Origin of the sequence: Pseudarthrobacter sp. B907, assembly GCF_040137805.1 — a bacterium.
GTDB lineage: Bacteria > Actinomycetota > Actinomycetes > Actinomycetales > Micrococcaceae > Arthrobacter.
In genome coordinates this window covers 245,187-269,581 of record NZ_JBEEQE010000001.1, presented here as the reverse complement: position 1 = coordinate 269,581, position 24,395 = coordinate 245,187, and the positions used below count along the sequence as shown (strand labels likewise).

24 protein-coding genes and 1 tRNA gene are annotated in these 24,395 nt (G+C 68.2%); 9 read left to right on the top strand and 16 right to left on the bottom strand.

Annotated elements, in window-relative coordinates:
• Positions 1-25: 25 nt before the first annotated feature.
• Positions 26-832, top strand: coding sequence for a transglutaminase-like domain-containing protein (locus ABLI39_RS01350; RefSeq protein ID WP_349411544.1), 807 nt, complete (start codon positions 26-28; stop codon positions 830-832).
• Here ABLI39_RS01350 and ABLI39_RS01345 read toward each other — a convergent pair.
• Both ABLI39_RS01345 and ABLI39_RS01340 read right to left on the bottom strand, forming a co-directional pair.
• Positions 829-1,287 carry a MarR family winged helix-turn-helix transcriptional regulator gene (locus tag ABLI39_RS01345; RefSeq protein ID WP_349411543.1) on the bottom strand — a complete coding sequence of 153 codons (459 nt, stop codon included), beginning with the start codon at positions 1,285-1,287 and terminating at the stop codon, positions 829-831. The genes ABLI39_RS01350 and ABLI39_RS01345 overlap by 4 nt on opposite strands.
• A complete protein-coding gene (locus tag ABLI39_RS01340; protein ID WP_349411542.1) occupies positions 1,287-2,411 on the bottom strand; it encodes an LLM class flavin-dependent oxidoreductase in 1,125 nt (374 codons plus the stop codon). The genes ABLI39_RS01345 and ABLI39_RS01340 overlap by 1 nt, the downstream gene beginning before the upstream one ends.
• A 227-nt stretch (positions 2,412-2,638) precedes the next feature.
• On the opposite strand from ABLI39_RS01340, the gene ABLI39_RS01335 reads away from it, so the two are divergent.
• Positions 2,639-4,090, top strand: coding sequence for an MFS transporter (locus ABLI39_RS01335; protein ID WP_349411541.1), 1,452 nt, complete (start codon positions 2,639-2,641; stop codon positions 4,088-4,090).
• A gap of 52 nt (positions 4,091-4,142) precedes the next feature.
• On the opposite strand, the gene ABLI39_RS01330 is transcribed toward ABLI39_RS01335, so the two are convergent.
• The 11 genes from ABLI39_RS01330 to ABLI39_RS01280 all read right to left on the bottom strand — a co-directional run bounded on the left by ABLI39_RS01330 (position 4,143) and on the right by ABLI39_RS01280 (position 18,262).
• Complete coding sequence (locus ABLI39_RS01330) at positions 4,143-5,081, bottom strand: endonuclease domain-containing protein (protein WP_349411540.1); 939 nt, start codon at positions 5,079-5,081, stop codon at positions 4,143-4,145.
• A 141-nt stretch (positions 5,082-5,222) separates the two neighbouring features.
• On the bottom strand, positions 5,223-8,450 hold the full coding sequence (locus ABLI39_RS01325) for an efflux RND transporter permease subunit (RefSeq protein WP_349411539.1): 3,228 nt from the start codon (positions 8,448-8,450) through the stop codon (positions 5,223-5,225).
• An 83-nt stretch (positions 8,451-8,533) separates the two neighbouring features.
• On the bottom strand, positions 8,534-10,036 hold the full coding sequence (locus tag ABLI39_RS01320; protein ID WP_349411538.1) for a malate:quinone oxidoreductase: 1,503 nt from the start codon (positions 10,034-10,036) through the stop codon (positions 8,534-8,536).
• Between the two features lie 78 nt (positions 10,037-10,114).
• On the bottom strand, positions 10,115-11,770 hold the full coding sequence (locus ABLI39_RS01315) for an ABC transporter substrate-binding protein (protein ID WP_349411537.1): 1,656 nt from the start codon (positions 11,768-11,770) through the stop codon (positions 10,115-10,117).
• A 286-nt stretch (positions 11,771-12,056) separates the two neighbouring features.
• Positions 12,057-12,734, bottom strand: coding sequence for a fasciclin domain-containing protein (locus ABLI39_RS01310; protein ID WP_349411535.1), 678 nt, complete (start codon positions 12,732-12,734; stop codon positions 12,057-12,059).
• A 197-nt stretch (positions 12,735-12,931) separates the two neighbouring features.
• A complete protein-coding gene (locus ABLI39_RS01305) occupies positions 12,932-14,152 on the bottom strand; it encodes an MFS transporter (RefSeq protein WP_349411534.1) in 1,221 nt (406 codons plus the stop codon).
• Between the two features lie 2 nt (positions 14,153-14,154).
• Positions 14,155-14,577 (bottom strand): arsenate-mycothiol transferase ArsC, encoded by a 423-nt coding sequence (locus ABLI39_RS01300; protein WP_349411533.1) that lies wholly within the window; start codon positions 14,575-14,577, stop codon positions 14,155-14,157.
• A gap of 41 nt (positions 14,578-14,618) precedes the next feature.
• Positions 14,619-16,004 (bottom strand): FAD-dependent oxidoreductase, encoded by a 1,386-nt coding sequence (locus ABLI39_RS01295; RefSeq protein ID WP_349411532.1) that lies wholly within the window; start codon positions 16,002-16,004, stop codon positions 14,619-14,621.
• Between the two features lie 28 nt (positions 16,005-16,032).
• Positions 16,033-17,007 carry a thioredoxin-disulfide reductase gene (gene trxB, locus ABLI39_RS01290; RefSeq protein ID WP_349411531.1) on the bottom strand — a complete coding sequence of 325 codons (975 nt, stop codon included), beginning with the start codon at positions 17,005-17,007 and terminating at the stop codon, positions 16,033-16,035.
• 10 nt (positions 17,008-17,017) lie between these two features.
• Positions 17,018-17,440: an arsenate reductase ArsC gene (locus tag ABLI39_RS01285; protein ID WP_349411530.1), complete on the bottom strand. Its 423-nt coding sequence runs from the start codon at positions 17,438-17,440 to the stop codon at positions 17,018-17,020.
• 147 nt (positions 17,441-17,587) lie between these two features.
• Entirely contained in the window at positions 17,588-18,262 is a 675-nt protein-coding gene (locus ABLI39_RS01280; RefSeq protein WP_349411529.1) for an arsenate reductase/protein-tyrosine-phosphatase family protein, read from the bottom strand.
• A gap of 45 nt (positions 18,263-18,307) precedes the next feature.
• Between ABLI39_RS01280 and ABLI39_RS01275 the strand changes: the two genes are divergently transcribed.
• The 4 genes from ABLI39_RS01275 (at position 18,308) to ABLI39_RS01260 (ending at position 20,290) form a co-directional block, all read left to right on the top strand.
• A complete protein-coding gene (locus ABLI39_RS01275) occupies positions 18,308-19,048 on the top strand; it encodes an aquaporin (protein ID WP_349411528.1) in 741 nt (246 codons plus the stop codon).
• A 60-nt stretch (positions 19,049-19,108) separates the two neighbouring features.
• Entirely contained in the window at positions 19,109-19,459 is a 351-nt protein-coding gene (locus tag ABLI39_RS01270) for an ArsR/SmtB family transcription factor (RefSeq protein WP_349411527.1), read from the top strand.
• 35 nt (positions 19,460-19,494) lie between these two features.
• Complete coding sequence (locus tag ABLI39_RS01265) at positions 19,495-19,980, top strand: GNAT family N-acetyltransferase (RefSeq protein WP_349411604.1); 486 nt, start codon at positions 19,495-19,497, stop codon at positions 19,978-19,980.
• A gap of 76 nt (positions 19,981-20,056) precedes the next feature.
• Positions 20,057-20,290: a hypothetical protein gene (locus ABLI39_RS01260; RefSeq protein ID WP_349411526.1), complete on the top strand. Its 234-nt coding sequence runs from the start codon at positions 20,057-20,059 to the stop codon at positions 20,288-20,290.
• A gap of 50 nt (positions 20,291-20,340) precedes the next feature.
• On the opposite strand, the gene arsA is transcribed toward ABLI39_RS01260, so the two are convergent.
• The 3 genes from arsA to bcp all read right to left on the bottom strand — a co-directional run bounded on the left by arsA (position 20,341) and on the right by bcp (position 22,860).
• Entirely contained in the window at positions 20,341-22,104 is a 1,764-nt protein-coding gene (gene arsA / locus ABLI39_RS01255; protein WP_349411525.1) for an arsenical pump-driving ATPase, read from the bottom strand.
• An 86-nt stretch (positions 22,105-22,190) separates the two neighbouring features.
• Positions 22,191-22,272, bottom strand: a tRNA-Leu gene (locus tag ABLI39_RS01250).
• Between the two features lie 114 nt (positions 22,273-22,386).
• Positions 22,387-22,860 (bottom strand): thioredoxin-dependent thiol peroxidase, encoded by a 474-nt coding sequence (gene bcp / locus ABLI39_RS01245; protein WP_349411524.1) that lies wholly within the window; start codon positions 22,858-22,860, stop codon positions 22,387-22,389.
• Positions 22,861-22,955: 95 nt separating this feature from the next.
• Between bcp and ABLI39_RS01240 the strand changes: the two genes are divergently transcribed.
• The 3 genes from ABLI39_RS01240 to ABLI39_RS01230 all read left to right on the top strand — a co-directional run bounded on the left by ABLI39_RS01240 (position 22,956) and on the right by ABLI39_RS01230 (position 24,370).
• Entirely contained in the window at positions 22,956-23,435 is a 480-nt protein-coding gene (locus tag ABLI39_RS01240) for a MarR family winged helix-turn-helix transcriptional regulator (protein ID WP_349411603.1), read from the top strand.
• A gap of 164 nt (positions 23,436-23,599) precedes the next feature.
• The gene (locus ABLI39_RS01235; RefSeq protein WP_349411523.1) at positions 23,600-23,734 is read left to right on the top strand and encodes a hypothetical protein; all 135 of its coding nucleotides are present in this window, start codon (positions 23,600-23,602) and stop codon (positions 23,732-23,734) included.
• 108 nt (positions 23,735-23,842) lie between these two features.
• Positions 23,843-24,370, top strand: coding sequence for a hypothetical protein (locus ABLI39_RS01230; RefSeq protein ID WP_349411522.1), 528 nt, complete (start codon positions 23,843-23,845; stop codon positions 24,368-24,370).
• Positions 24,371-24,395 lie beyond the last annotated feature (25 nt).

The following is a 24,395-nucleotide window of genomic DNA, read 5'->3' as shown; positions in this document are numbered from 1 at the left end:
TTCGCTCGCACCCCTCCGGAGATCCATGGAACGCATCGTGACCGCACGCCTGGCCTTCAAGACCGTGGCCGACACCAAGGTCGCAATGGCGGTGGCCGTGGCCCGCAACCCCGGCTACAGCGGCTTCGAGGAATCGCTTTCCGTCACCGCCGGCGGCGAGGACGTGCCCCTGGCCGAGCTCTCCGACCACCACGGCGGGCGCTTCCACTACATGGAGTTCGCCGAGCCCACCGAGGTCCTGGTGGAGTACGGCGCCACCGTCACCGGGGCCGCGGAGCCGGAGGAGCCGGGGCTGATGGAGCTCATCCGCTACGTGCGGCCGAGCCGCTACGCCGAATCCGACCGGCTGCTCCCGACGGCGTACGCGGAATTCGGCGGCCTGCAGGGCGCCGAGCTGCTGCACGCCGTGCGGGACTGGGTCTTCAGCGAACTGCGCTACGTCAGCGGGTCATCGCGCGGGACCGACGGCGCCGTCGAGACGCTGCTGCACCGCCGCGGCGTCTGCCGGGACTTCGCCCACCTGGCGATCTCGCTGCTGCGGTCCAAGAACGTCCCGGCGCGGCTGGCCGCGGTCTACGCGCCCGGGCTGAGCCCGATGGACTTCCACGCCGTCGCCGAAGCCCACGTCGGCGGCGCCTGGCACGTGATCGACCCGACCGGACTGGCGCCCCGGGAGAGCATGCTCCGGATCACCGCCGGCCGGGACTCCTCGGACACGGCCTTCCTGTCCACCGTCGGCGGCAGCCTCTCGCTGAAGGAGCTCAAGGTCACCGCCACCGTCACCGGCGAACTGCCGGTCGAGGACCCGGCCGCGCTGGTCACCCTCCGCTAGCGGCCCTGGACCGCGGTCCGCAGCTTGTCCGTCAGGCGCAGCAGCTCGCGCTGTTCCTCGGCGGTGAGCGCCGGTGCCACCAGGGAGGCGATGTCGCGGACGTGCTCCCGGCCGATCTGCTTCTGCAGTTCCCGGCCGGCGTCGGTGAGCCGGACCAGCACGCCGCGGCCGTCGTCGGGGGCTGGCCTGCGCTCCACGAGCCCGCGCTTTTCCAGCCGCTCCACCAGCCGGCTCAGGCTCGACTGGCTCAAGAGCACATGGTCGTTCAGTTCGTTCTGGCGGAGCCAGCCGGAGGGGCAGCCGGAGAGCGTGAACAGCACGTCGTACTCGTTCACGGCCAGGGCCTTGAACGCGGGCCCGGACTGCAGCCGGCGCATCACCGCGACCTGGGCGCGGAACAGGGACTCCCAGGTTTCCGCGGCCAGGCGCACGGGCGATTCGGTTTTGGAGGACATCACGCGTCCAGACGCGTGTTTTCGACCGTGCCGGCGTCGACGGTTCCGGCAGCCACGGCCGCCGCCACCCGCCCGGCGTGGGTGGGCGGTTCCGGGACGTGCGCCGGGGTCTTCTCGGCATATTCCTTGCGGAGCACGGGCAGGACTTCCTCGCCGAACAGGTCGAGCTGCTCCAGCACGGTCTTCAGCGGCAGGCCGGCGTGGTCGATCAGGAACAGCTGGCGCTGGTAGTCGCCGAAGTACTCGCGGAAGGTCAGGGTCTTCTCGATGACTTCCTGCGGGCTGCCGACGGTCAGCGGGGTCTGCGAGGTGAAGTCCTCCAGGGACGGTCCGTGGCCGTAGACCGGGGCGTTGTCGAAGTACGGGCGGAACTCCTTGACGGCGTCCTGCGAGCTCTTCCGCATAAAGAATTGCCCGCCGAGGCCCACAATCGCCTGGTCCGCCTTGCCGTGGCCGTAGTGTTCGTAGCGTTCGCGGTACAGGCCGATCAGCTGCTGGTAGTGCTCCTTGGGCCAGAAGATGTTGTTGGCGAAGAACCCGTCGCCGTAGTACGCGGCGACCTCGGCGATCTGCGGCGTGCGGATCGAGCCGTGCCAGACAAAGGGGGCGACGCCGTCGAGCGGGCGCGGGGTGGAGGTGAAGTTCTGCAGCGGGGTGCGGTGCTTGCCGGACCAGTTAACCGTGTCCTCGTCCCACAGCCGGCGCAGCAGGGAGTAGTTCTCGATTGCGAGTTCGATCCCGTCCTGGATGTTCTTGCCGAACCAGGGGTAGACGGGGGCGGTGTTGCCGCGGCCCAGGACCAGGTCCACGCGGCCGCCGGCGAGGTGCTGGAGCATCGCGAAGTCCTCGGCGATCTTCACCGGGTCGTTGGTGGTGATCAGCGTGGTGGCGGTGGAAAGGATGATCCGTTCCGTCTGCGCCGCGATGTAGGCCAGCGTGGTGGTGGGGGAGGAGGAGAAGAACGGCCGGTTGTGGTGCTCGCCGATGGCGTAGACATCCATGCCGATCTCTTCGACCTTTTTGGCGATCGCCACCGAGGCCTTGATGCGCTCGTGTTCGGTCGGGGTGCGGCCCGTGGTGGGGTCCGTGGTGATGTCGCTGACGCTAAAGACGCCGATCTGCATGGTATTCCTTTCCCTGGCCGGAAACTTCCGGTTGCTGCTTCTACTATACCCGATTTAGATGCATTTGCATCTATCGCCCGGTACAACGCCCGCCACGCCGGGATATTCCCGGCTCCTCCGATGGGCCGGCGGCACCCGGCCCTAGGATGCAATCAATCGGCTGGCCGCCAGGTGTCCAGCCCGCCCGGAAGGTTCCCATGCGCCGCGTCGTTGCTTTTCTGTGTCTGGTGGAACTCACCAGCGGCATCCTGCAGGGCTACTACACCCCCATCCTCACCGACATCGCCCGGCACCTGGGGATCCACGACGGCGACGTGAACTGGTTCGAGGCGGCCCAGCTGACGGTCAGCGCCCTGGCGGTGCCGGTGCTGGCGAAGCTGGGCGACCTGTACGGCCACCGCCGGATCCTGCTGGTCTCCACCGTGCTGACCGCTGCCGCCTCCTGGGGGGTGGCGCTCGCGCCGGGCTTCTGGACATTCCTCGCCGCCTGGTCGCTGCAGGGCTTCTATGTGGTCTGGCTGCCGCTGGAGATCGCCCTGGTCTTCAGCCGGGTGCACGGGCTGGCCGACGGCGCCGCCCGCACCCGCCGCGCCGCGGGCATCCTCGTCGGGGCGCTGGAATTCGGTGTCATCGCCGGGGCGCTGGCTTCCGGGGCGCTCGTGGAGGCCTTCGCCGGGCAACTGCAGCTGGTGCTGATGATCCCCGCCGTCGTCGTGACCGCCTGCTGGTTCGCCATCCGCTTCGGCGTGCCGGAGTCGGCCGGGCGCGCCGGCGGCCGGGTGGACACCGGCGGCTTCGCGCTGCTCGCCGTCGGGCTGCTGCTGATCACCTCCGGGCTGACCTTCATGCGGCTGGGCGGCCCCGGCGCCTGGTGGGCCGGGTCGCTGGTCGCGGCCGGTGTGCTGGTCTTCATTCCCTTTGTCCGCGTCCAGCTGGGCCGCGAGGACCCGCTGGTGGACATCCGGATGCTGCGGTCCAAATCGATGTGGCCGGTGCAGCTGACGGCCGGGCTGTTCGGCGTCTCCGTGCTGGGCGCCCAGGCCCCGCTCTCCACCTTCGCCCGGACCGATCCCGCGCTGCACGGCTACGGGCTGGGGCTGCGCGCGGGGCAGGTCTCGATCATCATCGGCGTTTACGTGCTGGCCCTGCTGGTGGGCGCGCTGCTGTACCCCGTGGTGACCCGCCGGCTGACCCCGCGCTGGACCCTCGTGGGGGCCGCGGCGCTGGTCGGCACGGGCTACCTGCTGTTCCTGCCCCTGCACGGCAGCCTGGCCGAGGCGCTGGTCAACATGGCGGTGGCCGGCGTCGGCTCCGGGGCGCTGGTGGCGGCACTGCCCTCCGCCGCGGCCGCCGCGGCCCCGCTGGACCGGACAGCGATGGCCACGGGGCTGACCAACACCACCAAGACCATCGGGGGCGCCTTCGCCTCCGCGGTGTTCGGCATCGCGCTGCTCAGCCACGTCCTCGGCGACGCCGGTGCTGCCGCGGGCGCAGGCCAGACCGCGGCGCCGCTCTCCGGCTACCTCACCGTCTGGGCCATCTGCGGGGTCACCGGCCTGGCCGCAGCCGCCGCCCTGGTGCTGGTGCCCCGGCTGGCGTTCTCCGACCCAAGCCCCGCCACCACCGAAACCCCCGCGGCCGCTGAAAGCCCTGCCCCTTCCCCAACTAGATCGCAATAGTTGTCGTTTTGAGGCCCCAAACCGACAACTATTGCGAGTCAGTTGGGGGAAATCAGCGCCCTGACCAGCCGCGAGTCAGAAGCGCGGAGCGGATCTTCGACACCGCAGAACGGGCGTCGTTGGCCATGTGGCGTCTGGACAGCCTGACAAGTGTCCAGCCCGCCCGGGCGAAGTCTTCCTCCCGGGCGATGTCGCGGACCACCTGCCCGGCCTCGGAGTGCCCGTCGCCTTCGTATTCCACCGCCACCTGAAATTCCGGATACGCCAGATCGGGTTGACGCACGACGCCGTCGAGCAGCTCCGTGCGCGGGTTTACCTCGGGTTCCGGCAGACCCGCCCGCGTCAGGGCGAGTCGCAGCCGGGTCTCCGGTGCCGAATCAGAGCCGACCCGGGCCTGTTCCAAGGCCAGCCGGGCCTTCCGGATTCCTGGCGTTCCCTTGTGCCGGTCCAGCATCTCGGCCAGGTCGGCGATGCTGGCATGGGGATCACTTCGGCCCTCCAGGTTAGGACGTGGAACACGGATCAGATGGTCTGCCACCACCGTGAGTTCGTCCACCGTCATCAGCCGGGACACATCGAGCCAAGTCCGTGTCCGCGTCGTCACGAGGAGGCCCCCGATGCTTGTGAGCTCATCGGGGAAGAATTGGCCGACGTGGCCGATGACACCCGTCCGCCGGGGGATGGACATGGAGTCGGGTCGCGACAGGTGGATGCCCGGCGCGTCCGAACCGGGCAAAAATCCGGGCATCTCCCAGAGCCGGAATGCCGTTGCGTGGGATGCGGAGGTGAATTCCGTAATGCGGGTGAAGGGCCGCACCAGCGAGGCAAAGCCGGGAGCCGGTTCCGCGCCGCACGGAATGCGGATGCCCCGGCCCGGCGAGACGAGGCCGCGGTGCCGGAGCCGCCGGTAGCTGACCCCGGCGTCGAGCGCTTCCTGGAAGGTGAACGGCGCACGGGCAACCGGGTCCGGCAAGGGCTGCGGAGTCTTCATGGCCCCATGCTGGCAAATTCTGGCGGCGCTCAGGAGGTTATCCACAGGTCAGTCCCGCAGCAACCCAAGTAGCTCGCAATAGTTGTCGTATTGAGGGCACAAAACGACAACTATTGCGAGCTAGTGGAGGGCAGGCGGACCCTAGTTGCGGAGCGCCGGGGCCTCGTCCGGTTCGTCGGCCTCGTCAAGCTGGCCGAGTTCGGGTGCGGTGCCCTCGGCGTCCGCGGGTGCGGGCTGGGCGCGGCGGCCGTGGGCGGACTTGCCGCCGTTGGCCTTCTGCAGCGCCTTGCGTTCGCGCCGGCCCTCCACCAGCCGGTAGAGCACCGGGACCAGGACCAGGGTCAGGGCGGTGGAGGAGATGAGTCCGCCGATCACCACAATGGCCAGCGGCTGGGAGATGAAACCGCCGCCGCCGGTCAGGCCCAGCGCCATCGGGGTCAACGCGAACACGGTGGCCAGCGCGGTCATCAGGATCGGCCTCAGGCGCTGCCGGGCGCCGTGGGTGATCGCGTCCGCCACGCTCATGCCCGGCTCGCCGTTGCGCGGCTGGCGGTACTGGTTGATCAGGTCGATCAGCACGATCGCGTTGGTCACCACAATGCCCACCAGCATCAGCATGCCGATCAGTGACGGCAGCCCCAGCGGGACGCGGGTCACGAGCAGCAGCGCGATGGCGCCGGTGGCCGCGAACGGGACCGAGACCAGCAGGATCAGCGGTTGCACGAGCGACTTGAAGGCGGCCACCATGATCACGTAGACGATCGCGATGGCGGCCAGCAGCGCCAGCCCCAGCTGCCCGAAGGACTCGGCCTGCTGCGTGGTGGCGCCGCCGATCTCCGCGGTGACGCCCGGCGGCAGCTGGACGGTCTTGAGCCGGGCCTGCACCTCGGTGCTGACCGCGCCGAGGTTGCCGCCCGACGGCGTGACGGACACGCGCGCGGTCCGCTGGCCGTTGCTGGCGGTAATGGAGACCGGGACGTCCACCTGTTCCACCGAGGCGATCGAGGACAGCGGAACCGGCCCGCGCGCCGTCGGCAGCGGGAGGTCGCGGACGGCGCCGATGCTGGTGAAGCGGGTTCCCTCGCCGATCCGGACCGGGAAATCGTTGGTGCCAATCCGGACGGTGCCGGCCGGGATCGGGCTGATGGTGGAGGCCAGCACCCCGGCGACCTGCTGCTCGTTCAGGCCGGCCGCGACGGCCTTGGCGCGGTCCACCTTCACCTGGACCACCGGCTGGCTCGCGGCCAGGTTGGTGCTGACCTCAGAGGAGCCGGGGACGCCGTCCATGGCCGTGACCATGGCGTCGCTGGCGGTGCGGAGGTCCGCGGACGTGGCGGCTTTGAGCGTGATGTCGACCGTCGACGTCGTGCCGAAGCCGCCCTGCTGGGATCCGACGGTGATCTTGCCGGCCCCGGAGATCTTAGCGAGTTCGCTGCGGACGGTGTCCTGCAGCTTGGTCTGGTTGGACTTCTCTTCGGTGACGACGGTGAAGCTGGAATTGGCTGCCCCGGTGGACTGCAGCGCGGAGAACCCGGACTGCGCGTTGCCGGTGGTGACCTGGACGTCCTTGACCCCGTCGATGCCCCGCAGCACGGACTCGACCTTGATGGCCGCGGCGCTGCCCTCGGCCAGGCTGGTGCCGGCGGGGAGGGCCTGCTTCACCGTCATGCTGTTTTCGCCGGAGCGGCCCAGCAGGTCGGTGGCCAGCAGCGGGGACATGGCGGCGGTCCCGCCGAGGACCAGGACGGCCGCCACCAGGGTGATCACGGGATGCCGCTGCGTCTTCGTGAGGATCGGGAGGTAGCCGCGCTGCAGGAAGCTGCGCTGCTCGGCCTCGTGAGCCTTTGCCGCGGTCTCCCGGGCGGTGGCCTCGGACACGGCGTTCCCGGCCTTGTCCGCCGGCGTCCGCAGGAACCAGTACGCCAGCACCGGCACGATGGTCAGCGAGACCAGCAGCGAGGACACCAGGGCGATGGTAACGGTGAGCGCAAAGGGCCGGAACAGCTCGCCGGCGAGTCCGGCCACGAAGGCGATCGGCAGGAAGACCGCCACCGTGGTGAGCGTGGAGGCGGTGATGGCGCCGGCAACCTCCCGGATGGAGGTCAGGATGGCGGTGATTTTCTGCTCGCCGTAGCTCAGGTGCCGTTTGATGTTCTCGATCACCACGATCGAGTCGTCCACCACCCGGCCGATGGCGATGGTCAGCGCCCCGAGGGTCAGGATGTTCAGCGAGTACCCGGTGGCGGAGAGACCAATGAACGTGATCAGCAGGGACAGCGGGATGGACACGGCCGTGACCAGGGTGGAGCGCACCGAGAGCAGGAACAGCAGGATGACGGCGACGGCGAAGCCCAGGCCCAGCAGCCCCTCGGTGGTGAGGTCCTTGATGGACTTCTCAATGAACGGCGCCTGGTCGAAGACCGGGGTGAACTTGGCGTTCGAGCCCAGTTCGGCCTCAAGCTGCGGGATGGAATCCTTCACCGCATGCGAGATGCCCACCGTGTCGCCCTCGGGCTTTTTTGTCACCGAAAGGGCCAGGGTTTCCTTGCCGTTGGTCCGGGTGATTGAGGTGCGGGCGTCCTCGGTGATGCTGACATCGGCGACGGCGCCGATCGTGGCGGCGTCGCGGGCGCCGCCCAGCGGCAGGGCCTTGACAGCGTCGAGGGAGTCCACCGGGCTGCCGATCTGCAGCGACAGCGTCTTGCCCTGTTCCTCGATGCTGCCGGCCGGCACCAGCGACCCGTTGTTCTTCAACGCGTCCGTAATGGACGCGATGGTGGCGCCGGAGGCCGCCATGGCCTCGGGCCGCGGCAGGATCTTGATGTGCTGGGTGGCCCCGCTGGTCACCTCGGCGCCGCGCACGCCGTCGAGCTTCTGCAGCCGCGGCACGCTCAGGCGGGCCAGGTCCGCGTTCAGCTCGCTCAGCGGCTTGTCCGAGGACACCGCGAGGTAGACGATCGGGAAGTCGCTGATGCTGCCGGCGATTGCCTGCGGCTGGACGTCCTTCGGCAGCGCCTGCTTGGCGTTGGAGATGGCCCGGTCGATCTGGTTCCGGGCCCGGTCAAGGTTGGACCCGTAGGTAAACACCAGGGTGATCTGCGAGACGCCGTTGCGCGAGGTCGACGACGTCGACTCCAGCCCCTCGACGCCGTTGAGCGCCGTCTCGAGCGGGCCGCTGATCTGCTTGTCCACGACTTCCGGCGAGGCGCCGGGCATCGCGGTGATCACGGTGATCTGCGGGAACTCGATGGACGGGATGAGCTCCTGCTTGAGCGAGGACATCGTAATCACGCCGAAGACAGACGCGAAGACGGTGATCAGCGCGATCAGCGCCCGGTTCCCTAGCGAGAGCTTGGCCAGCCGGAACATCTCATGGTCTCCTGGGGATTAGCGGACGCTCGCCACGACGGAACGCCTCAATGGGACTAAACGTGCCGCAACCCGGCAGAGTTTCAGCGGGCGGCCGGAACCGGTTCGAGCTGGAGTGCGGCGGCCGTTTCGGCCTCGAGCCGTGCGGCGAGGTCCGGGTTCTCGTTGAGTTTGACGCCGTAGCCGGGCATCATCTCCTTGAGCTTGGACTGCCAGCCCTTGAAGTTCTTGGGGAAGGACTTCTGCAGCAGCTCGATCATGATCGGCACCGCGGTGGACGCGCCCGGGGACGCGCCCAGGAGCGCGCCGATCGTGCCGTCGCGGCCGGCGATGACCTCGGTGCCGAACTGCAGCACGCCGCCCTTCTTGGGGTCCTTCTTGATGATCTGGACCCGCTGGCCTGCGGTGATGAGTTCCCAGTCGCCGTCCTTGGCCTCCGGGTAGTACTCCCGCAGGGCCTCCACCTTGGCGCCGTGCCTTTTTGCGACTTCCTTGACCAGGTAGGCGGTGAGGTCCATGTTGTCCTTGGCCACGGCCAGCATCGGGATGATGTTGGAGGGCCGGATGGACAGCGGCAGGTCCAGGTAGGAGCCGTTCTTGAGGAAGTTGGTGGAGAACCCGGCGTAGGGTCCGAAGAGCAGCGACCGCTTGCCGTTGACGAACCGGGTGTCCAGGTGCGGCACCGACATGGGCGGGGCGCCCACCGAGGCCTGGCCGTAGACCTTGGCGCTGTGCTGGGCGGCGAGGGTCTCGTCGGTGCAGCGGAAGAACTGACCGGAGACCGGGAAGCCGCCGAAGCCCTTGCTTTCCGGGATGCCCGAGGCCTGGAGCAGGTGCAGGGCGCCGCCGCCGGCGCCGACGAAGACGAACTTCGCGTGGATCGAGCCGTGTTCGCCGGAGCGGGGGTGCTTGAGCGCGAGGTCCCAGCCGCCGTCGGAGGCCCGCTTGATGCCGGTGACGTCGTGTCCGTAGTTGATTTCGACGCCGTTGTTGCCGAGGTAGCCGGTCAGTTCCCGGGTCAAGGCGCCGAAGTCGACGTCGGTGCCTTCCGCGGCGCGGGTGGCGGCGATGTGCTGCTTCGGGTCCCGGCCCTTGACGATCAGCGGCGCCCACTTGGCGATCTGGTCGTGGTCCTCGGAGAACTCCATGGAACGGAACAGCGGGTTCGGTTTGAGGGCCTCGTAGCGGGTCCGCAGGAACTTGGCGTTGGCGTCGCCGACCACAAAACTCATGTGCGGGACCGTGTTGATGAAGCCCTTGGGGGAGCCGATCAGCGAGTTGGTGACCAGGTGGGACCAAAACTGGCGGGAGAGCTGGAACTGCTCGTTGATGTGCAGCGCCTTGGCCGGGTCCACCGAGCCGTCCTTGGCTGCGGGGGAGTAGTTAAGCTCACACAGGGCGGCGTGCCCGGTGCCGGCGTTGTTCCACGGATCGGAGCTTTCCAGGCCCGGCTGGTCCAGGCGCTCGAACAGCGAAATGGTCCAGTTCGGCTCCAGCTGCTTGAGGAAGGCGCCAAGCGTGGCGCTCATGATGCCGCCGCCAATCAGGACGACGTCGGCATGGTGGGTCTTGGAAATGAAAGTCACATCAGTCTCCGGTAGCAGCGGCTCTGGCTGTCACAGAATATCCCTGCACCGCCCACTAACTGAAATTGGGTGCCTCCGTCAAGGCTTTAGCGCGACCTTCGTGAAAACTTCGTTCAGGACCGGCGACGCCGGGTACTTCAGGACCCGGTCCGAGAGCGCCAGCGCCGAGATCGGGAACGCGATCGGCACCGCCGGGACCGTCGCCGCAATCTGGGCGTTGATGGTCTGGTACTGCTCTGTGCGTTCCTTGCCCTCGGGCAGGCCCCGGGCCCGGGAGATCTTCGAAAACACCTGGGGGTCCTGGTACCCGAACTCGCCGGTGTTCTCGCCGAACAGCGGGCCCACGAAGTTGTCCGGATCGGCGTAGGACCCGTTCCAGCCCAGCAGGTGCAGGGCGTGGTCCCCGGGGGAGGTGACTTTCTGGAGGTAGCCGTCGGACCAGTCCACCGGGACCGGTTTGATGTTGAGCCCGACGGCGGTGAGCTGGCGGCTGATCTCGGCGTAGACCTTTTCCGGCGTCGGCAGGTACGGCCGGGCAACGTTGAGCGGGTAGTAGAACTTCAGTTCCTCGCCCTTGTACCCGCCCTCGGCAAGGAGCTCCTTGGCCTTGGCCGCGTCGTGTCCCAGCGATGGGGCGTTGTTGTTGAAGCCGCTCAGCTTCGGCGGTACAAACTGGGAGGCCGCCGCCGTGTTGTCGATGAAGAACTTGCGGATCAGGGTGTCCTTGTCCAGGGCCATCTCGATCGCCTGGCGGACCTTGAGGTTCTGCAGCACGGGCACTTCCTGGTTCATGCCCAGGTACATGACCGAGAACGGATCACGCTGGATGATCTGTTTGCCGCGCTTGACCAGCTGGTCGAAATTTCCCACGGTGACCGAATCATAGGCATCGATCTTGCCGTCCAGCAGCGCTTGCAGCCGGGTCTGGGGATGGTCGTAGCTGATGAAGTTGATGGTCCCGATCTGCCCCTTGTCGCCCCAGTAGTCCTTGTTGCTGGTCAGGGTGACGGTGTTGTTGTCCCACGAGCCGAAGACGTAGGGGCCGGTGCCCACCGGGTGCAGGGCATAGGCGGACACGGCCTGCCCTTCGCGGCTCTGGGTAAGGGAGTCGGCGGACTGCGCGGCGAGGGCCTTCGGCGAGGACATGGCGAAAGCAGGCAGCGTCAGGGCCTGGAGGAAGCCCGTGAACGGCTGGGTGAGGTCGATCCGGACACTGTCCGCCGCCAGTGCCGTGCAGCTCTTGTAGATGGACAGCGAGGTTTGGTCGGCGTGGGCCTTGAAAACGCCCTTGAAGGTGCTGCCCGTTGCCTGCTTCCGGAGGGCGGCGGGGAAGTTGAACCATCGGTTGAAGTTGGTGCACACGGCTGCCGCGTTGAAGGCCGTCCCGTCGTGGAATTTCACGTTCTCGCGGAGCTTGAAAGTGTAGGCGCGGCCCTCGTTGCTGTCGCTCCACTCCGTGGCGAGCAGGGGGGTGGGCTTGCCGCTGGTCTGGTCGACGCCGATCAGCCCTTCGAGCACCTGGCGGGTGATCCGGTAGGAGTCAACGTCGGACACGAGGGCAGGGTCCAGGCCCAGCGGCCGCGATGCGGTGCCAAAGCTGAACGTGGCGGTGGGGGCCGCGTCGGACGCGCTGGCGGTGGACGACGACGTCGGCGCCGGCGCCGGTGTTCCGGTGCACGCTGCGAGCGGGGCCAGCAACAGGAGAGTGCTGAGGCCGGCTGCGATGCGGCGCAACTTCCTGCTGGGGCCTGCCGTGGTCGGCGCGGGACTGCTGGGCACTGAAGGAATCACCTCTGGGAACTGTACGGCCGCCGGCTGGGGAACAGCCCCAGTCTAGTAGACCGGGCTGCGGATTCCGGCGGGCGGCCGGTGCAGCTGGCCGATGCCGCTGCGGGCAGGCGCTGTCCGTGGGCCGCCCCGCGCAACGGGCGAAGGCCCGCACCAACAGGTGCGGGCCTTCGTTTCTCCAAGTGGATCCAGGGAGTCAGGCTGGAACCGGTACAGGAGGGTTTGGGGTGGCCTACTTCGGCATCAGGACGGAGTCGACCATGTAGACCGTGGCGTTGGCGGTCTTGACGCCGCCGCAGACAACGTTGGCGCCGTCGACCTTGAGCGCGTCCTTGGTGCCGGAGACAGTGACCGAGCCGCCCTGGACCGTCTTGTGCGTGCCGACGATCTGGTCCGGGCTGATCTTGCCGGGGACCACGTGGTAGGTCAGGATCTTGCTCAGCAGGGCGTCGTCGGTCTTGAGCGTTTCGATGGTGGCGGCGTCGATCTTCTTGAACGCGTCATCGGTCGGGGCGAAGACGGTGAATTCACTGCCGTTCAGGGTGTCCACCAGGTTGACCTTGGGGTTGAGCTTGCCGGACACGGCGGCGGTCAGCGTGGTCAGGATGGGGTTGTTCGATGCGGCGACTGCCACCGGATCGAGCGCCATGCCGGACACCGAACCCTTGCCGTCCGGAACCTTGGCGGCGTAGCCGGCGCAGCCGGCACCCACCAGGTTGGCGGCCGGGTCCATCGCTGCGGCCGAGGAGCTCATGGACGGCGACGGCGCCATGCTCGACGCGGACGGCGCGGCGGCCGGAGCCGAGGAAGAGCTGGAACCCGTGCTGGATCCGCCGCAGGCAGTGAGGCTGAGCATGGCTGCGGCAGCGATACCTGCAGCGGCGAAAGTCGTGCGCTTGATGGTCTGCATTTCGAATCTCCTTTGTTGTGCCGATTTCATTGCCGGCAGCGAACGTCTTTGCCGCTGTGGCCCTTATCCGACTGGTGGGCACCGACCCTTGGTTGGTGTCTCAATGGGTATTCGGGAGCTCGGCACAAAGGGATGGGTGGGATTCGAAATTGTTTTCCGGCAGGTTTAGATCCTGCCGGAGTTTAGTCTCAGCGACGTCAGGACTGCTGCTCTTCGCCCCGGGTTTCCTTCACTCGGAAGACAGCGGCAAGCAGGACCGCCGCGAGGGCCGTCGCCGCCATGGCGTGGCTCATGCCCGTGTAGGTCCCGAGCCAGCCCGCCAGGAGGGGCCCGGCGGCCGGGGCGAGGGCTGTCACCGCCGTCAGCGGGGCCGCGAAGTGTCCCTGCAGGGTGCCCAAGCTCCCTGTGCCCCAGCGATCTGCGACGAGGGTGGCCTGGAGCAGGGTCTGGCATCCGCGAACCGCGCCGGCGAGCATTCCTGCCGCGATCAACACCGGAACCGGTCCGGGCAGGACCGCCAGGAGGAGGACGGCCCCGGCGGCCGTGCCGGTGATCACCGGAAGCCGGGCGCCTGGCGGGATGCCGGCGAACAGCAGCCGGCCCCCGACCTGCCCGACGCCCACGAGACCAAGTCCGAAGGCCGCAGTGGCGTGACCGGCCCCCTTTTCCATCAGAAGGGGCACAATGTTCAGCGTTACGGTGTAAAGCCCGAGGCAGAGCAAAACCATGAGCAGCTGAAGTCCCAGGAAATCGGGGCTGCGCCGGATGTTCCGCAGCGCGGCCCGGTGGGCAGGCCCGTTGGAGCCCACGGCGGTGGGGGACCAGCGCCGGTTGAGGTAGCGGGCGTGAAGCGGAACGGTGACAAGTCCCAGCACCCCGGCGAGGAAGATAAAGGCGCTTCTCCAGCCGAACGCCGAGGTGAGGGCGGCCGTGACGGGGGCGAAGATCGTGGACGCGAATCCGGCCACGAGGGTCAGTATGGTCAGGGGCCGGATGCGGGCCGGCCCGTACCAGCGGCTGATCACGGTGAAGGCCGGTTGGTAGAACACTGCTGCCTGCGCGGTCCCGGCCAGCAGCCAGGCGCCGAAGAACACCGGCAGGTTAGGTGCCGTCGCCACGAGGACCAGGGCCAGCACTCCGAGGAGGGATCCGCCGATCATCAGGTCGCGCGGCCCGGTCCTGTCGAGGATCCTGCCGACGCCGATGCCGGCCGCCGCGGAGACCAGCAGGCCGACGGAGAAGGCTCCCGTCACCACGGCTGGGTCCCAGCCGGTGTCTTCGCTGATGGGCAGGACCGCCGCGATCAGGGCGTAGTAGAGCACGCCCCACCCGGTGGTCTGGGTGATGCACAGCGCGGCAAGGCCGCCGCGCGGGGCACCTTCTGCGACCAGGGTCCGGGCGGGGGCGGGCGCGGGCATGGTCAGTTCCCGGTGAGCTCCGCATACAGCTTCTGGACCCGGGCCTTGATGTCATCCCGGACCAGGCGCATGCGTTCCATGCCTTCGATGCCGCGCTCGGAGGGCTCGTCCGTGTCCCAGACCTCATACCGTTTGCCCTCGGGGGCTTCGACTTTTGCCTCGTTGCCCAGGACGATGACGACGTCGACCGCGGCCAGTACGTCGTCCGTGACGGGTTTGGGCTGCTCGCCGGTGATGTCGATCCCGAGTTCTGCCAGCGCGTCCACGGACTGCGGATTCAGCGACTTGCCGGGTTTGGTTCCGGCCGAGTGCACCGTAACGGTCCCGTCGGCGAGCTCGTTCAACAGCCCGGCGGCGAGCTGGGATTTTCCGCCGTTCTTGCTGCAGACGAACAGGACACTGGGCGTTTTCGTGGTCTCGGTCATGAGTTTGATTCTTCCTTGAGTGTGTCGGTGGTGAGCAGTGGTCAGTTTCCGCCGGAGCGGCCGTGGGCGAGCCCGGTGGGGAATCCGACGAGGACCGGTTCCGGCGCGCCGCAGCACCCGCCCGAGGTTTCCGCCGCAAAGTCCGCGGTGGCGGCGGCCGGGACGTCGCAACTGGTGCCGATGTCCGAGGAGCAAACGCCGGTCTCCGGCAGCTCGAGCTGGACGGTGTCGGCGGCCTCCCGGTCCCCGGCGAGGGCGGCGGCAACCGAGCGGACCTGCTCGTAGCCGGTGGCCAGCAGGAAGGTGGGGGCCCGGCCGTAGGACTTCATGCCGACGATGTAGAAGTCCTGCTCCGGGTGGGCCAGCATCTTGGCGCCGTGCGGCTCGACCGTGCCGCAGGAGTGGAATTCGGGATCGATCAGCGGGCCGAGCTCGCGCGGGGCCTCGACGCCGGGGTCCAGTTCCAGCCGGAGTTCCCGGAGCATGTCCAGGTTCGGTCGGAACCCGGTGGCCGGTACCACGACGTCGGCCTCGAGGGTGCGGCCGTCGGTGGCGGTGAGCGTGACGGCGCCGCCGTTGGTGGTAAGGCCGGCGATACCGAAGCCGGTCCGGAGTTCCACGGTGCCGTCCTCCACCAGTCCGCGGAGGCGGCTGCCGAGCTGGCCGCGGGCGGCGAGGCCGTCGGCGTCGCCGCCGCCGTAGACCTTGGCCGCCGAAGCGCCGCGGATCGCCCACACGATCTTTGTCCCGGGCACCTGGGCTGCCAGTTCGGAGAGGTTGATCAGGGAGTTGGCGGCGGAGTGGCCCGCACCGACCACGACGGCGGTGCGACCCGCAAACGTTTCGCGGTCGCGGCCCAGGACATCCGGCAGCGGCGAGGAGATTCGGGAAGCCGCGGCGGTTTCGCCGACGGCGGGAAGCCCCGAGGTTCCGAGCGGGTTGCGTGTGGACCAGGTCCCGGACGCGTCGATGACGGCGGCGGCCTGGTAGTCACGGACCTCGCCGTCTGCGTGTTCGACCCGGACCACAAAAGGGGTGGTGTCGCGGTTCCGGCTGTGGGTCTTGTCCATGCCGAGGCGGGTGACCGCGACGACGCGCGCCCCGGTGTGCAGGCGGGATGCGATTGTGGGGAGCGCGGCGAGCGGCGTCAGGTACCGGTCGATGAGTTCGCCGCCGGTGGGCAGGGCCGTCGGTTCCGGCGCTTCCCAGCCGTTCGTGGCGAGCAGGCGGACAGCGGCGGCGTCGGTGTTGTACTGCCACGGGGAGAACAGGCGGATGTGGCGCCACTGCTCGATGGCCGCGGCCGCCGTCGGGCCGGCCTCCAGGATGAGCGGCTCCAGGCCGCGTTCGAGCAGGTGCGCTGCCGCGGCGAGGCCGACGGGCCCGGCTCCGATGACAGCTACGGGAAGGGTAGTGGCTACAGCCATGGTGTCCTCTGTTTCATCCGGTGGTGCTCTAGGAGTGGGTGGGTTCCTCGACCAGGGCGGTGGCGATGCTGTCGGCGTCGTCCAGCGCGGCGAGGTAGCGTTCGGCGTCCAGGGCTGCGGCGCAGCCGGTGCCGGCGGCGGTGATGGCCTGGCGGTAGCGGTGGTCCACGGCGTCGCCGCAGGCGAAGACGCCGGAGAGGTTGGTGACGGTGGTGGGGGAGTCGACTTTGATGTAGCCCTCGGCGTCGAGCTCCACCTGGCCGTGCAGCAGTTCGGTGCGCGGCACGTGCCCGATCGCCACGAAGATGCCGGTGGCGGCCTGCTCCCGGGTTTCGCCGGTGACGGTGTCCGTCAGGGTGACGCCGGTGACCTTGCCGTCGCCGTGGATGGCGGTGACGGCCGAGTTCCAGGCGAAACGGATCTTGGGGTTGTCCTTGGCCCGCTGGGCCATGATCCGGGACGCGCGCAGCTCGTTCTTGCGCACGACGACGGTCACGGTCTTGCCGAAGCGGGTCAGGAAGGTGGCTTCCTCCATCGCGGAGTCCCCGCCGCCGACCACGATGATGTCCTGGTCCCGGAAGAAGAAGCCGTCGCAGGTGGCGCACCAGGAGACGCCGTGGCCGCTGAACTTTTTCTCCTCCCGCAGGCCGAGTTCCTTGTAGGCGGAGCCGGTGGCGAGGATGACGGCGGGCGCCTCGTGCGTCTCGCCGGCTCCGGTGACGACGCGCTTGAGGTGGCCGGTGAGCGTCACTTCGGTGACGTCGTCGAACACCACTCGGGCGCCGAATTTCTCGGCCTGCTGCTGGAGCCCGTCCATCAGCTCGGGGCCCTGGACGCCGGCGGGGAAGCCGGGGAAGTTCTCCACCTCAGTGGTGTTCATCAGGGCGCCGCCCGCCGTGACGGCCCCGGCGATGACCAGGGGCGCGAGCCCTGCGCGCGCGGCGTAGATCGCCGCTGTGTAGCCGGCGGGGCCGGACCCGATGATGATCAGCTGTTCAGTCATGGTTGTGTTCCTACTTGGCGGCCGGGGTGAGGGACGCGATGAGGTCCTCGATCCGGGCCTTGATGTCGTCGCGGATGGGGCGGACGGCGGCGACGCCCTGGCCGGCAGGGTCTTCGAGTTCCCAGTCCTCGTAGCGCTTGCCAGGGAAGATCGGGCAGGTGTCGCCGCAGCCCATCGTGATGACGACATCGGATTCCTTGACGGCCTCGGTGGTGAGGACCTTGGGGATTTCTGCGGACATGTCGATGCCGAGTTCGGCCATGGCCTCGACCGCGGCCGGGTTGACCTTCTCGGCCGGCTGCGAGCCGGCGGAGCGGACCTCGATCCGGCCCTCCCCGAGGGTGGTGAGGAAGGCGGCGGCCATCTGCGAGCGGCCGGCGTTGTGCACGCAGACAAACAGGACGGACGGCTTCTTGGCGGGTTCGGTGCTCACAGTGTTTCTCCTGGGAATCAGTTAGGTGTGGATCGGTGGTGATGAGGTCGTGGTCCCGCACCCTTACTGACAAGACATTGATGTTTGTCGATGCACTCAGTATCAAGTAGTAAATCGATACTTGTCAATATTTGCGGGTTTCGGATTTTAGGCGGCGTGCAGGCGGGGGGCGAGGTCGCTGATACGGCGGGCTATGTCAGTGAAGGCGCCTTCGAAGGCGGCGTCGGTGTTCAGCCGGAGCGGATCCGGGACGGACCAGTGGATGCCGCCCGGATTGGGGATTTCCTCGTGGGCGTTGTCGCACACGGTCACGACGAAGTCCTCGGCGTGCGCCACCTCGTCCAGCCGGCGCGGGGGCTTATCTGCCAGATCCACGCCGTGCCGCCGGGCGACGTCGATGGCCCCGCGCGCGATGTGGTCCGCGGGATGCGTTCCCGCCGACGCCGCGGGGACTGTGCTGACCTGCTGCCAGAGGGCGGAGGCCAGTTGGGAGCGTGCACTGTTGCGTGTGCAGACGAACAATACGCGCCGGGCTCCGTGTTCAGGCCGTGGCGCCAGGCCTTCCAGGGCGCCGGGGGCGAGTCTGATGTAACTGCGGCGTTTATCCGCCTCCGAGCGGTGCCGGGTCGCCATGCCGGCCGCTTCGAGCGAGCGCAGGTGGTGCGAGAGGAGGTTCGACGGCATCCCGAGCTCGGCCTGCAGCTCCGTCGGGGAGAAGTCGCCCAGCGTGAGCAGGTCGACAATGCGCAGCCGCGCAGGATCGGCAAGGGCTGCATGCTTGGCTACCCGCGCCCGGAAACCTTGCGCTGTCTCAATGTTCATTGATTCAATTTTGACTGAGTTAATTCTTTGGGTCAAGCTGTTGCCATGACTTCCAACCAACCGCCGTTGTGGCGCCGCGCCGTCGCTGAACTGCTCGGGACCAGCCTGCTCGTGACCGTCGTCGTCGGTTCCGGGATTGCCGCCCAGCAACTTTCCCCCAATGACCTAGGCCTGCAGTTGCTCCAGAACAGCACCGCCACCGTATTGGGACTGACGGTCCTGATTCTCGTGCTCGGTCCCGTCAGCGGCGCACACTTCAATCCTGCGGTCTCCGCAGTGGACTGGCTCCTGGGCCGGCGCAGCGGGACCGGAATGACCCTGCCCGAACTGGGAACTTATGTCCTGGCCCAGGCCGTTGGGGCAGTCGGCGGCAGCGTGGTCGCGAACGCCATGTTTGAGGTGGGCACCTCCATCTCCGCCAAGGAACGTACAACGTCGGGTCATCTGCTGGCCGAGGTCATCGCCACTGCCGGTCTGATCCTGCTGATCTTCGCCCTCGCCGCCACCAAGCGGGGTGCCCTCGCCGCTCCGGCCGTGGGGGCCTACATCGGGGCGGCGTACTGGTTTACGTCGTCGACGTCGTTCGCGAACCCGGCGGTGACCGTCGGACGGGTCTTCAGCGATACCTTCGCCGGCATTGCGCCGGTCTCCGTTCCGGCCTTCATCCTCGCGCAGCTCCTGGGCGCGGCCGTAGGACTTGGCTTGCTCCTCGTCCTGTTCCCCTCCGCCGCCCGCGCCGCGGACGAAGCAGTTCTCCCGCACGGTTCAGAACCCGCCAAGGCATAACGTTCGAAACCCACTGAGTGCCTATATTGATGATTGTCAATGTCGAGGCATAATAGTTACATGAACTCGCTGCCTGTCCTCGACGCCGCTTCAGATGAATCCTGCTGCGCCCCGGCAGGATCGCCTGCCCTGGGCGCCGAGGAGGCGAGGCGGAAGGCCCTGATCTTCAAGGCGCTGGCCGATCCGAACCGGCTGCGGCTGCTCTCCATCGTCAAGGCCGAAGCGTCCGGGGAATCCTGTGTCTGCGACCTCACCGAGCCGCTGGACCTGGGCCAGCCCACCGTCTCACATCACCTGAAAATCCTGGTGGACGCCGGCCTGCTGCACCGCGAGAAGCGCGGCACCTGGGCCTACTACTCCCTGGTCCCCGGCGCCCTGGAGCAAACCGCCGGCCTGCTCGCGTCCCTGTGAGCCCGAGCTCGGTGTCCGACGTCGTCGTCCGGCCGATGCGGGAATCCGATTGGCCCGGGGTCTGTCGGATCTATGCGGAGGGCATCGCTACGGGCCAGGCCACGTTCGAGGTCGAGCCGCCTGATTGGCGCCGTTTCGACGCTTCGCGGCTTGCCAACCACCGGTTGGTGGCGCAGGCGCCCGACGTCGGGATTCTCGGCTGGGCGGCGGCCTCCGCGGTTTCCGGCCGCCCGGCCTACGCCGGCGTCGTGGAACACTCCATCTACGTTTCCGAGGCGGCCCGCGGACAGCGGATCGGGTCGCTCCTCCTCCGGTCCCTGATCGCCTCGACCGAGGAAGATGGCATTTGGACCATTCAGGCCAGCGTTTTTCCGGAAAACGAGCACAGCCTGAGACTGCACCTCGCCCACGGGTTCAGGGTTGTGGGGCGGCGGGAAAGAATCGCTCGGATGGCCCACGGTCCTGCGGCAGGCCGTTGGAGGGACACCGTGCTGATCGAGCGGCGCTCGCAGGTCCTTTAGTTCTTGCGGTGCGAGCACGGCGGCGTCCAAGGTGGTCCTGTCAGCTGTCGACGCGACTGCAACTAAGGAGGGCGCCATGAATGCCGAGACCCCCATCACCGAGGCCCGGCTGCTCGCAATGCTGGAGAACATCAGGACGGCGGCGGCCAACACGCGCCGGACGATGGATTCACCGGGCGACGAGAACTGGGTTCAGGACGGCGAGTCGGATGCCGAGTACCTGCGGTCGATCCAACGGGACACGATCGGCAGGCTGGATGCCACTGCCCGGGACGTCGAAGCGCTGCTGGCCGAGCGCCCGGATTTCTGAACGGATCACACGGCCCGGGGCCGCACGCGGGGCCGGGGCCGGGGTGCACGTCACGCGGGCTGGGAACTCAGTGCTGTCATGGCCGATAACTTCCCTTCACCGGTGGGTTCTTCGGGCAGCAGCGGAATGAGCGCGACCCGGTCCGTCAGGGTGTGGACCTTGGTGATCTGTTCGATTTCGCTCGCGGCGCGGGCCTGCAGGAACGGCGACTGCGGGTGTGCGGCGGCGATGGAGTTGTTGATCACCCACGCCCAGGGGTGGATTCCGGCCCTCTCCAGGTCACCCTGGAGTTCTTCGGCTTCGAGCACGGGCGTCGTTTCGGCCAGGGTGACGAGAACCACCTTGGTCTGTGCCGGATCCTGCAGCCGCATGAGGGGCGTCTCGAATCCCATGGTGTCGCCGACCTGGCGGGCGATCTCGCGGTGGTAGGAGCCGGTGGCGTCCAGGAGCAGCAGCGTGTGCCCGGTCGGTGCCGTGTCGATCACGACAAAGTGCCGGCGGGATTCCTGGACCACCTTGGAGAACTGCCGGAACACGGCCACCTCGTCGGTGCAGGGGGACAGCAGGTCCTCAGCGAGGGCCGCGCGACCGTCCTCGTCGAGGTTCCGGCCCTTGGTCTCCAGCACATGGCTTCTGTACTCCTGAATGGCCGCTGCCGGATCGATGCGTGAGACCGTCAGACCGGGGATGGAACCATGCAGTGTTTCGCTGAGGTGTGCGGCGGGATCGGTCGTGGTCAGGTGCACCGCATGTCCGCGTTTGGCCAGGGCGACCGCAATGGAGGCCGCCACGGTGGTCTTCCCGACACCGCCCTTCCCCATGCACATCACGAGCCCGTGGCCGTCGCGTTCCATTTCGTTCACCAGGGCAGCCAGCGGGGCGTCCTCAATCTCGGCGCCCGGCGCGGCGTCATCAGGGGCATCGCCGCCGGACGTGGTGGTGAACAGGGACTCGAGTGCCGGAATTCCGACCATATTGCCCGGCTTCAGCTCCAGCACATCGCGGGGCAGGCTGGCGACCGCTTCGGGAAAGGCCGCGAGGGCAGCCGTTTCCCGGGCGCCCAGTGCCTCCGCCAGGTCCTCGTCCCCTGCGGCGTCCGGCAGGACGCCGTTGACGACGACGTACCCGCCCCCGATCCCGATCTGGTTGAGCTCGAGATAGGTCCGCTCAATTTCGCCCAGTGACGATGTCTGTGCGCGGCTGACCAGTACGAGCCGGGTCCTCGCCGGGTCCGTGAGTGCCTGGACCGCTTTGGCGTAAACCTGTTTGTGCTTCTCGAGCCCGGACAGGGGGCCGAGGCAGGAGGGGTCGCCCTTGCCGGCGGCCAGGAAATCGGTCCACGAACCGGGCAGTTGCAGGAGCCGGATGGTGTGGCCTGTCGGCGCCGTGTCGAAGACGATGTGATCATACTCACCATAGGAACTGTCATCGGCGAGCAGGTTGGTGAACTCGTCGAACGACGCGATTTCGGTGGTGCAGGAGCCGGAAAGACTCTCGACGATGCCGAGCAGCTCCGACTCCGGCAGGAGACCCCGTACGGGCGCGACGATCCGCTCCCGGTAAGCCTCAACTGCCTGCTCCGGGTCAATCTCCAGGGCCGATAAGCCCGGCACGGCCCGGAGCGGGGTGACGGAGTTCCCAATTCTCACACCGAAGACCTGCCCTACGTTGGACGCCGGGTCGGTGCTCACCAGCAAGACCTTCTTGCCGGACTTAGCAAGGGTGAGCGCGGTTGCGCACGCCACGGAGGTCTTGCCGACCCCGCCCTTGCCGGTAAAGAACAGGAACCGGGGTGCACTCTCGAGGAACTTCACGCCTCCCAGCATATCGACAAGAATCGATGCCCAGAAGTGGGCTACCGCAACGAAAGAACCCCGGTCCGAAGACCGGGGTTCCAGTGTGCGCAAGGGGGGACTTGAACCCCCACGCCCGAAGGCACAGGAACCTAAATCCTGCGTGTCTGCCAATTTCACCACTCGCGCGCGGCGCCGTCGTCCGCAGGTCCCGCAGGACCCCGACGGCGGATGCCAGACATCATTCTACATTCGGCGCAGCGGTGTGGCGCCCGCGGAAAACGCGGCCGCCGCGGCCACCGGCTAGGCGTCGAGTTTCAGGTCGCGGCGCAGCTTGGCGACGTGGCCGGTGGCGCGCACGTTGTACTGGGCCAGCGTGACCTTGCCGTCGGGGCCGACCACCACGGTGGAGCGGATGAGCCCTTCATAGGTGCGGCCGTAGTTCTTTTTCTCGCCCCACGCCGCATACGCCTCGGCTACCGCATGGTCCGGATCGGAGAGCAACGGGAAGCTGAGTCCTTCGGCCGCCGCGAAATCGGCAAGCTTCCCGACGGGGTCGGGGGAGATGCCCACAACCTCGTAGCCTGCCCCCTGGAGGGCGGCGAGGGAATCGCGGAAGTCGCAGGCCTGCTTCGTGCACCCGGGCGTGGCCGCGGCCGGGTAGAAATAGACCACCGTGTGCCGGCCGCGGAAGTCCCGCAGGCCGACGTCGTGACCGGCCGCGTCCTGCAGTCGGAAGTCGGGCGCGTCGTCCCCGGGGACAAGTCGTTCAGGCATGTTCTTCTCCTTGACAAAATTGCGGATTTCCAGCCTAGTGAGCGCGGGGGCGGGCGGCGAATCGTACAGTCGTTATACTCTTTGGTATGCCTGATATGGATCGCTGGCCCACTGGCCGCCTACTGTCCACGGCAGCACGCCTTGTAGAACACGCCTGGAACGAGAAGCTCGGAGCCATCGGCCTTACCCACGCCGGGGTGATCGCGATGGAAGTGCTCTCCGCCCAAGGACCCATGACCCAAGCGCAACTGGCGCAGCTCGTCCGCGTCCAGGCCCAGACCATGGGCAAAACGTTGAGTCGGCTCGAAGCGCACGGCCACATCTCGCGGGAGCGTAGCGCCTCCGACCGCCGCAGCCATGTGGTCACGCTGACCGACCGCGGACGCGAAGCCGTTGCCGCCGCCGCGGACATGGAGCGCTCAGTGCTGGCCGCCGCGTCGATCGACCCGGATTCCCTCCGGCACGAACTTCAGTCCGTGGTCCGTGAGCTGGCGAACCGGATCACCACGACGGAGGCAACAGCCCTCGTAATCGCGGATCCGTCGGTCCCCGCCGAGGCGAACCACGTCAATTAGGCCCCCGGCCTCCGGGGGAGCCGTACGCCGTCGAATAGTCACCCTTGCGGTGGTCGCCGCGCCGCCCGGCCGGTGTTGGCACGGCGGCGCGGAGCGCGTCCTGCCCTGCAGGACTGACCGTGTCATGACCCGCTCGCGAAGGCCGCCTCGCATAAGGTTTTCCTATGGAATCGGCGCCGCCACCCGAACTGGACGGGCAGACCTCGATCAACGAGCTGCTTGATGAGCCCGTCGGGGCGGCGCCGCTCCAGCTCGCGCTTCCCATTCACATCCAGCTGGCCGCGGCCGGCCACCGCTAGCCGCGGCTCCCGGGGCGGCCGGAGCTGCCGGGTTGCCAGCTGCCGGGCGAAAGTCCGCTGAAATCCCGCGGCCCCCTCGGCGCGGAACGTAGGATAGCTAGGATGAGAATGCGTAGGAGTGCCATAGCCGGCACAGCCCTGACCGCCCTCGCCCTGACCGCCGCCCTTAGTGTCGCGGCTCCTGCCGCCGCTGAGCCCTGCGGGCCGGTGGTGGTGGATCCCCTGGGACTGTGCCAGGAGCCGTCCACCCCGAGCGCGAAGCCCTCCAATACTCCTAAGCCGTCACGGACCGCCCCGCCTGGGCCCTCGGCACCTCCGGCGGCGCCCGCTCCCGCGGTTCCCCCGGCCCCCGGCCCGAGTGGGTCGGAGACGCCCCCGGCCACCGCAGTCCAGGAGTCGCCGGCAGGCACCGCCACCGCTCCGGCGGCGCCGCCCGCCCCGTCCTCCACCGGCACGACGACGGCGACGCCGGCTCCCTCGACGCTTCCGGCTGTACAGACGGCCGACGCCGCCGCCGGCCCCCGGGCCGCCGGGGCTGAAACCAGCGCCGGAGCCGTCCTGCTCGCCCTGGGCGGGCTGCTGATGACAACCTCCGCGGCCCTGGGACTCAGCCGGCGCCGCGACCGCCTGCCCTGAGCCAGCGGCGTCTTCGGGCGCCCCG

Bases quoted from the DNA above. Each gene is read 5' to 3' on its own strand.
- ABLI39_RS01295 (WP_349411532.1), bottom strand. From the start codon at position 16,004: ATGGCTGTAGCCACTACCCTTCCCGTAGCTGTCATCGGAGCCGGGCCC.
- ABLI39_RS01265 (WP_349411604.1), top strand. From the start codon at position 19,495: ATGCGGGAATCCGATTGGCCCGGGGTCTGTCGGATCTATGCGGAGGGC.
- ABLI39_RS01305 (WP_349411534.1), bottom strand. From the start codon at position 14,152: ATGCCCGCGCCCGCCCCCGCCCGGACCCTGGTCGCAGAAGGTGCCCCG.
- ABLI39_RS01270 (WP_349411527.1), top strand. From the start codon at position 19,109: ATGAACTCGCTGCCTGTCCTCGACGCCGCTTCAGATGAATCCTGCTGC.
- ABLI39_RS01230 (WP_349411522.1), top strand. From the start codon at position 23,843: ATGCGTAGGAGTGCCATAGCCGGCACAGCCCTGACCGCCCTCGCCCTG.
- ABLI39_RS01330 (WP_349411540.1), bottom strand. From the start codon at position 5,081: ATGAAGACTCCGCAGCCCTTGCCGGACCCGGTTGCCCGTGCGCCGTTC.
- ABLI39_RS01325 (WP_349411539.1), bottom strand. From the start codon at position 8,450: ATGTTCCGGCTGGCCAAGCTCTCGCTAGGGAACCGGGCGCTGATCGCG.
- ABLI39_RS01340 (WP_349411542.1), bottom strand. From the start codon at position 2,411: ATGCAGATCGGCGTCTTTAGCGTCAGCGACATCACCACGGACCCCACC.
- trxB (WP_349411531.1), bottom strand. From the start codon at position 17,007: ATGACTGAACAGCTGATCATCATCGGGTCCGGCCCCGCCGGCTACACA.
- ABLI39_RS01280 (WP_349411529.1), bottom strand. From the start codon at position 18,262: ATGAACATTGAGACAGCGCAAGGTTTCCGGGCGCGGGTAGCCAAGCAT.
- ABLI39_RS01240 (WP_349411603.1), top strand. From the start codon at position 22,956: ATGGATCGCTGGCCCACTGGCCGCCTACTGTCCACGGCAGCACGCCTT.
- ABLI39_RS01275 (WP_349411528.1), top strand. From the start codon at position 18,308: ATGACTTCCAACCAACCGCCGTTGTGGCGCCGCGCCGTCGCTGAACTG.
- ABLI39_RS01260 (WP_349411526.1), top strand. From the start codon at position 20,057: ATGAATGCCGAGACCCCCATCACCGAGGCCCGGCTGCTCGCAATGCTG.
- ABLI39_RS01350 (WP_349411544.1), top strand. From the start codon at position 26: ATGGAACGCATCGTGACCGCACGCCTGGCCTTCAAGACCGTGGCCGAC.
- ABLI39_RS01300 (WP_349411533.1), bottom strand. From the start codon at position 14,577: ATGACCGAGACCACGAAAACGCCCAGTGTCCTGTTCGTCTGCAGCAAG.
- ABLI39_RS01235 (WP_349411523.1), top strand. From the start codon at position 23,600: ATGGAATCGGCGCCGCCACCCGAACTGGACGGGCAGACCTCGATCAAC.
- ABLI39_RS01345 (WP_349411543.1), bottom strand. From the start codon at position 1,287: ATGTCCTCCAAAACCGAATCGCCCGTGCGCCTGGCCGCGGAAACCTGG.
- bcp (WP_349411524.1), bottom strand. From the start codon at position 22,860: ATGCCTGAACGACTTGTCCCCGGGGACGACGCGCCCGACTTCCGACTG.
- ABLI39_RS01310 (WP_349411535.1), bottom strand. From the start codon at position 12,734: ATGCAGACCATCAAGCGCACGACTTTCGCCGCTGCAGGTATCGCTGCC.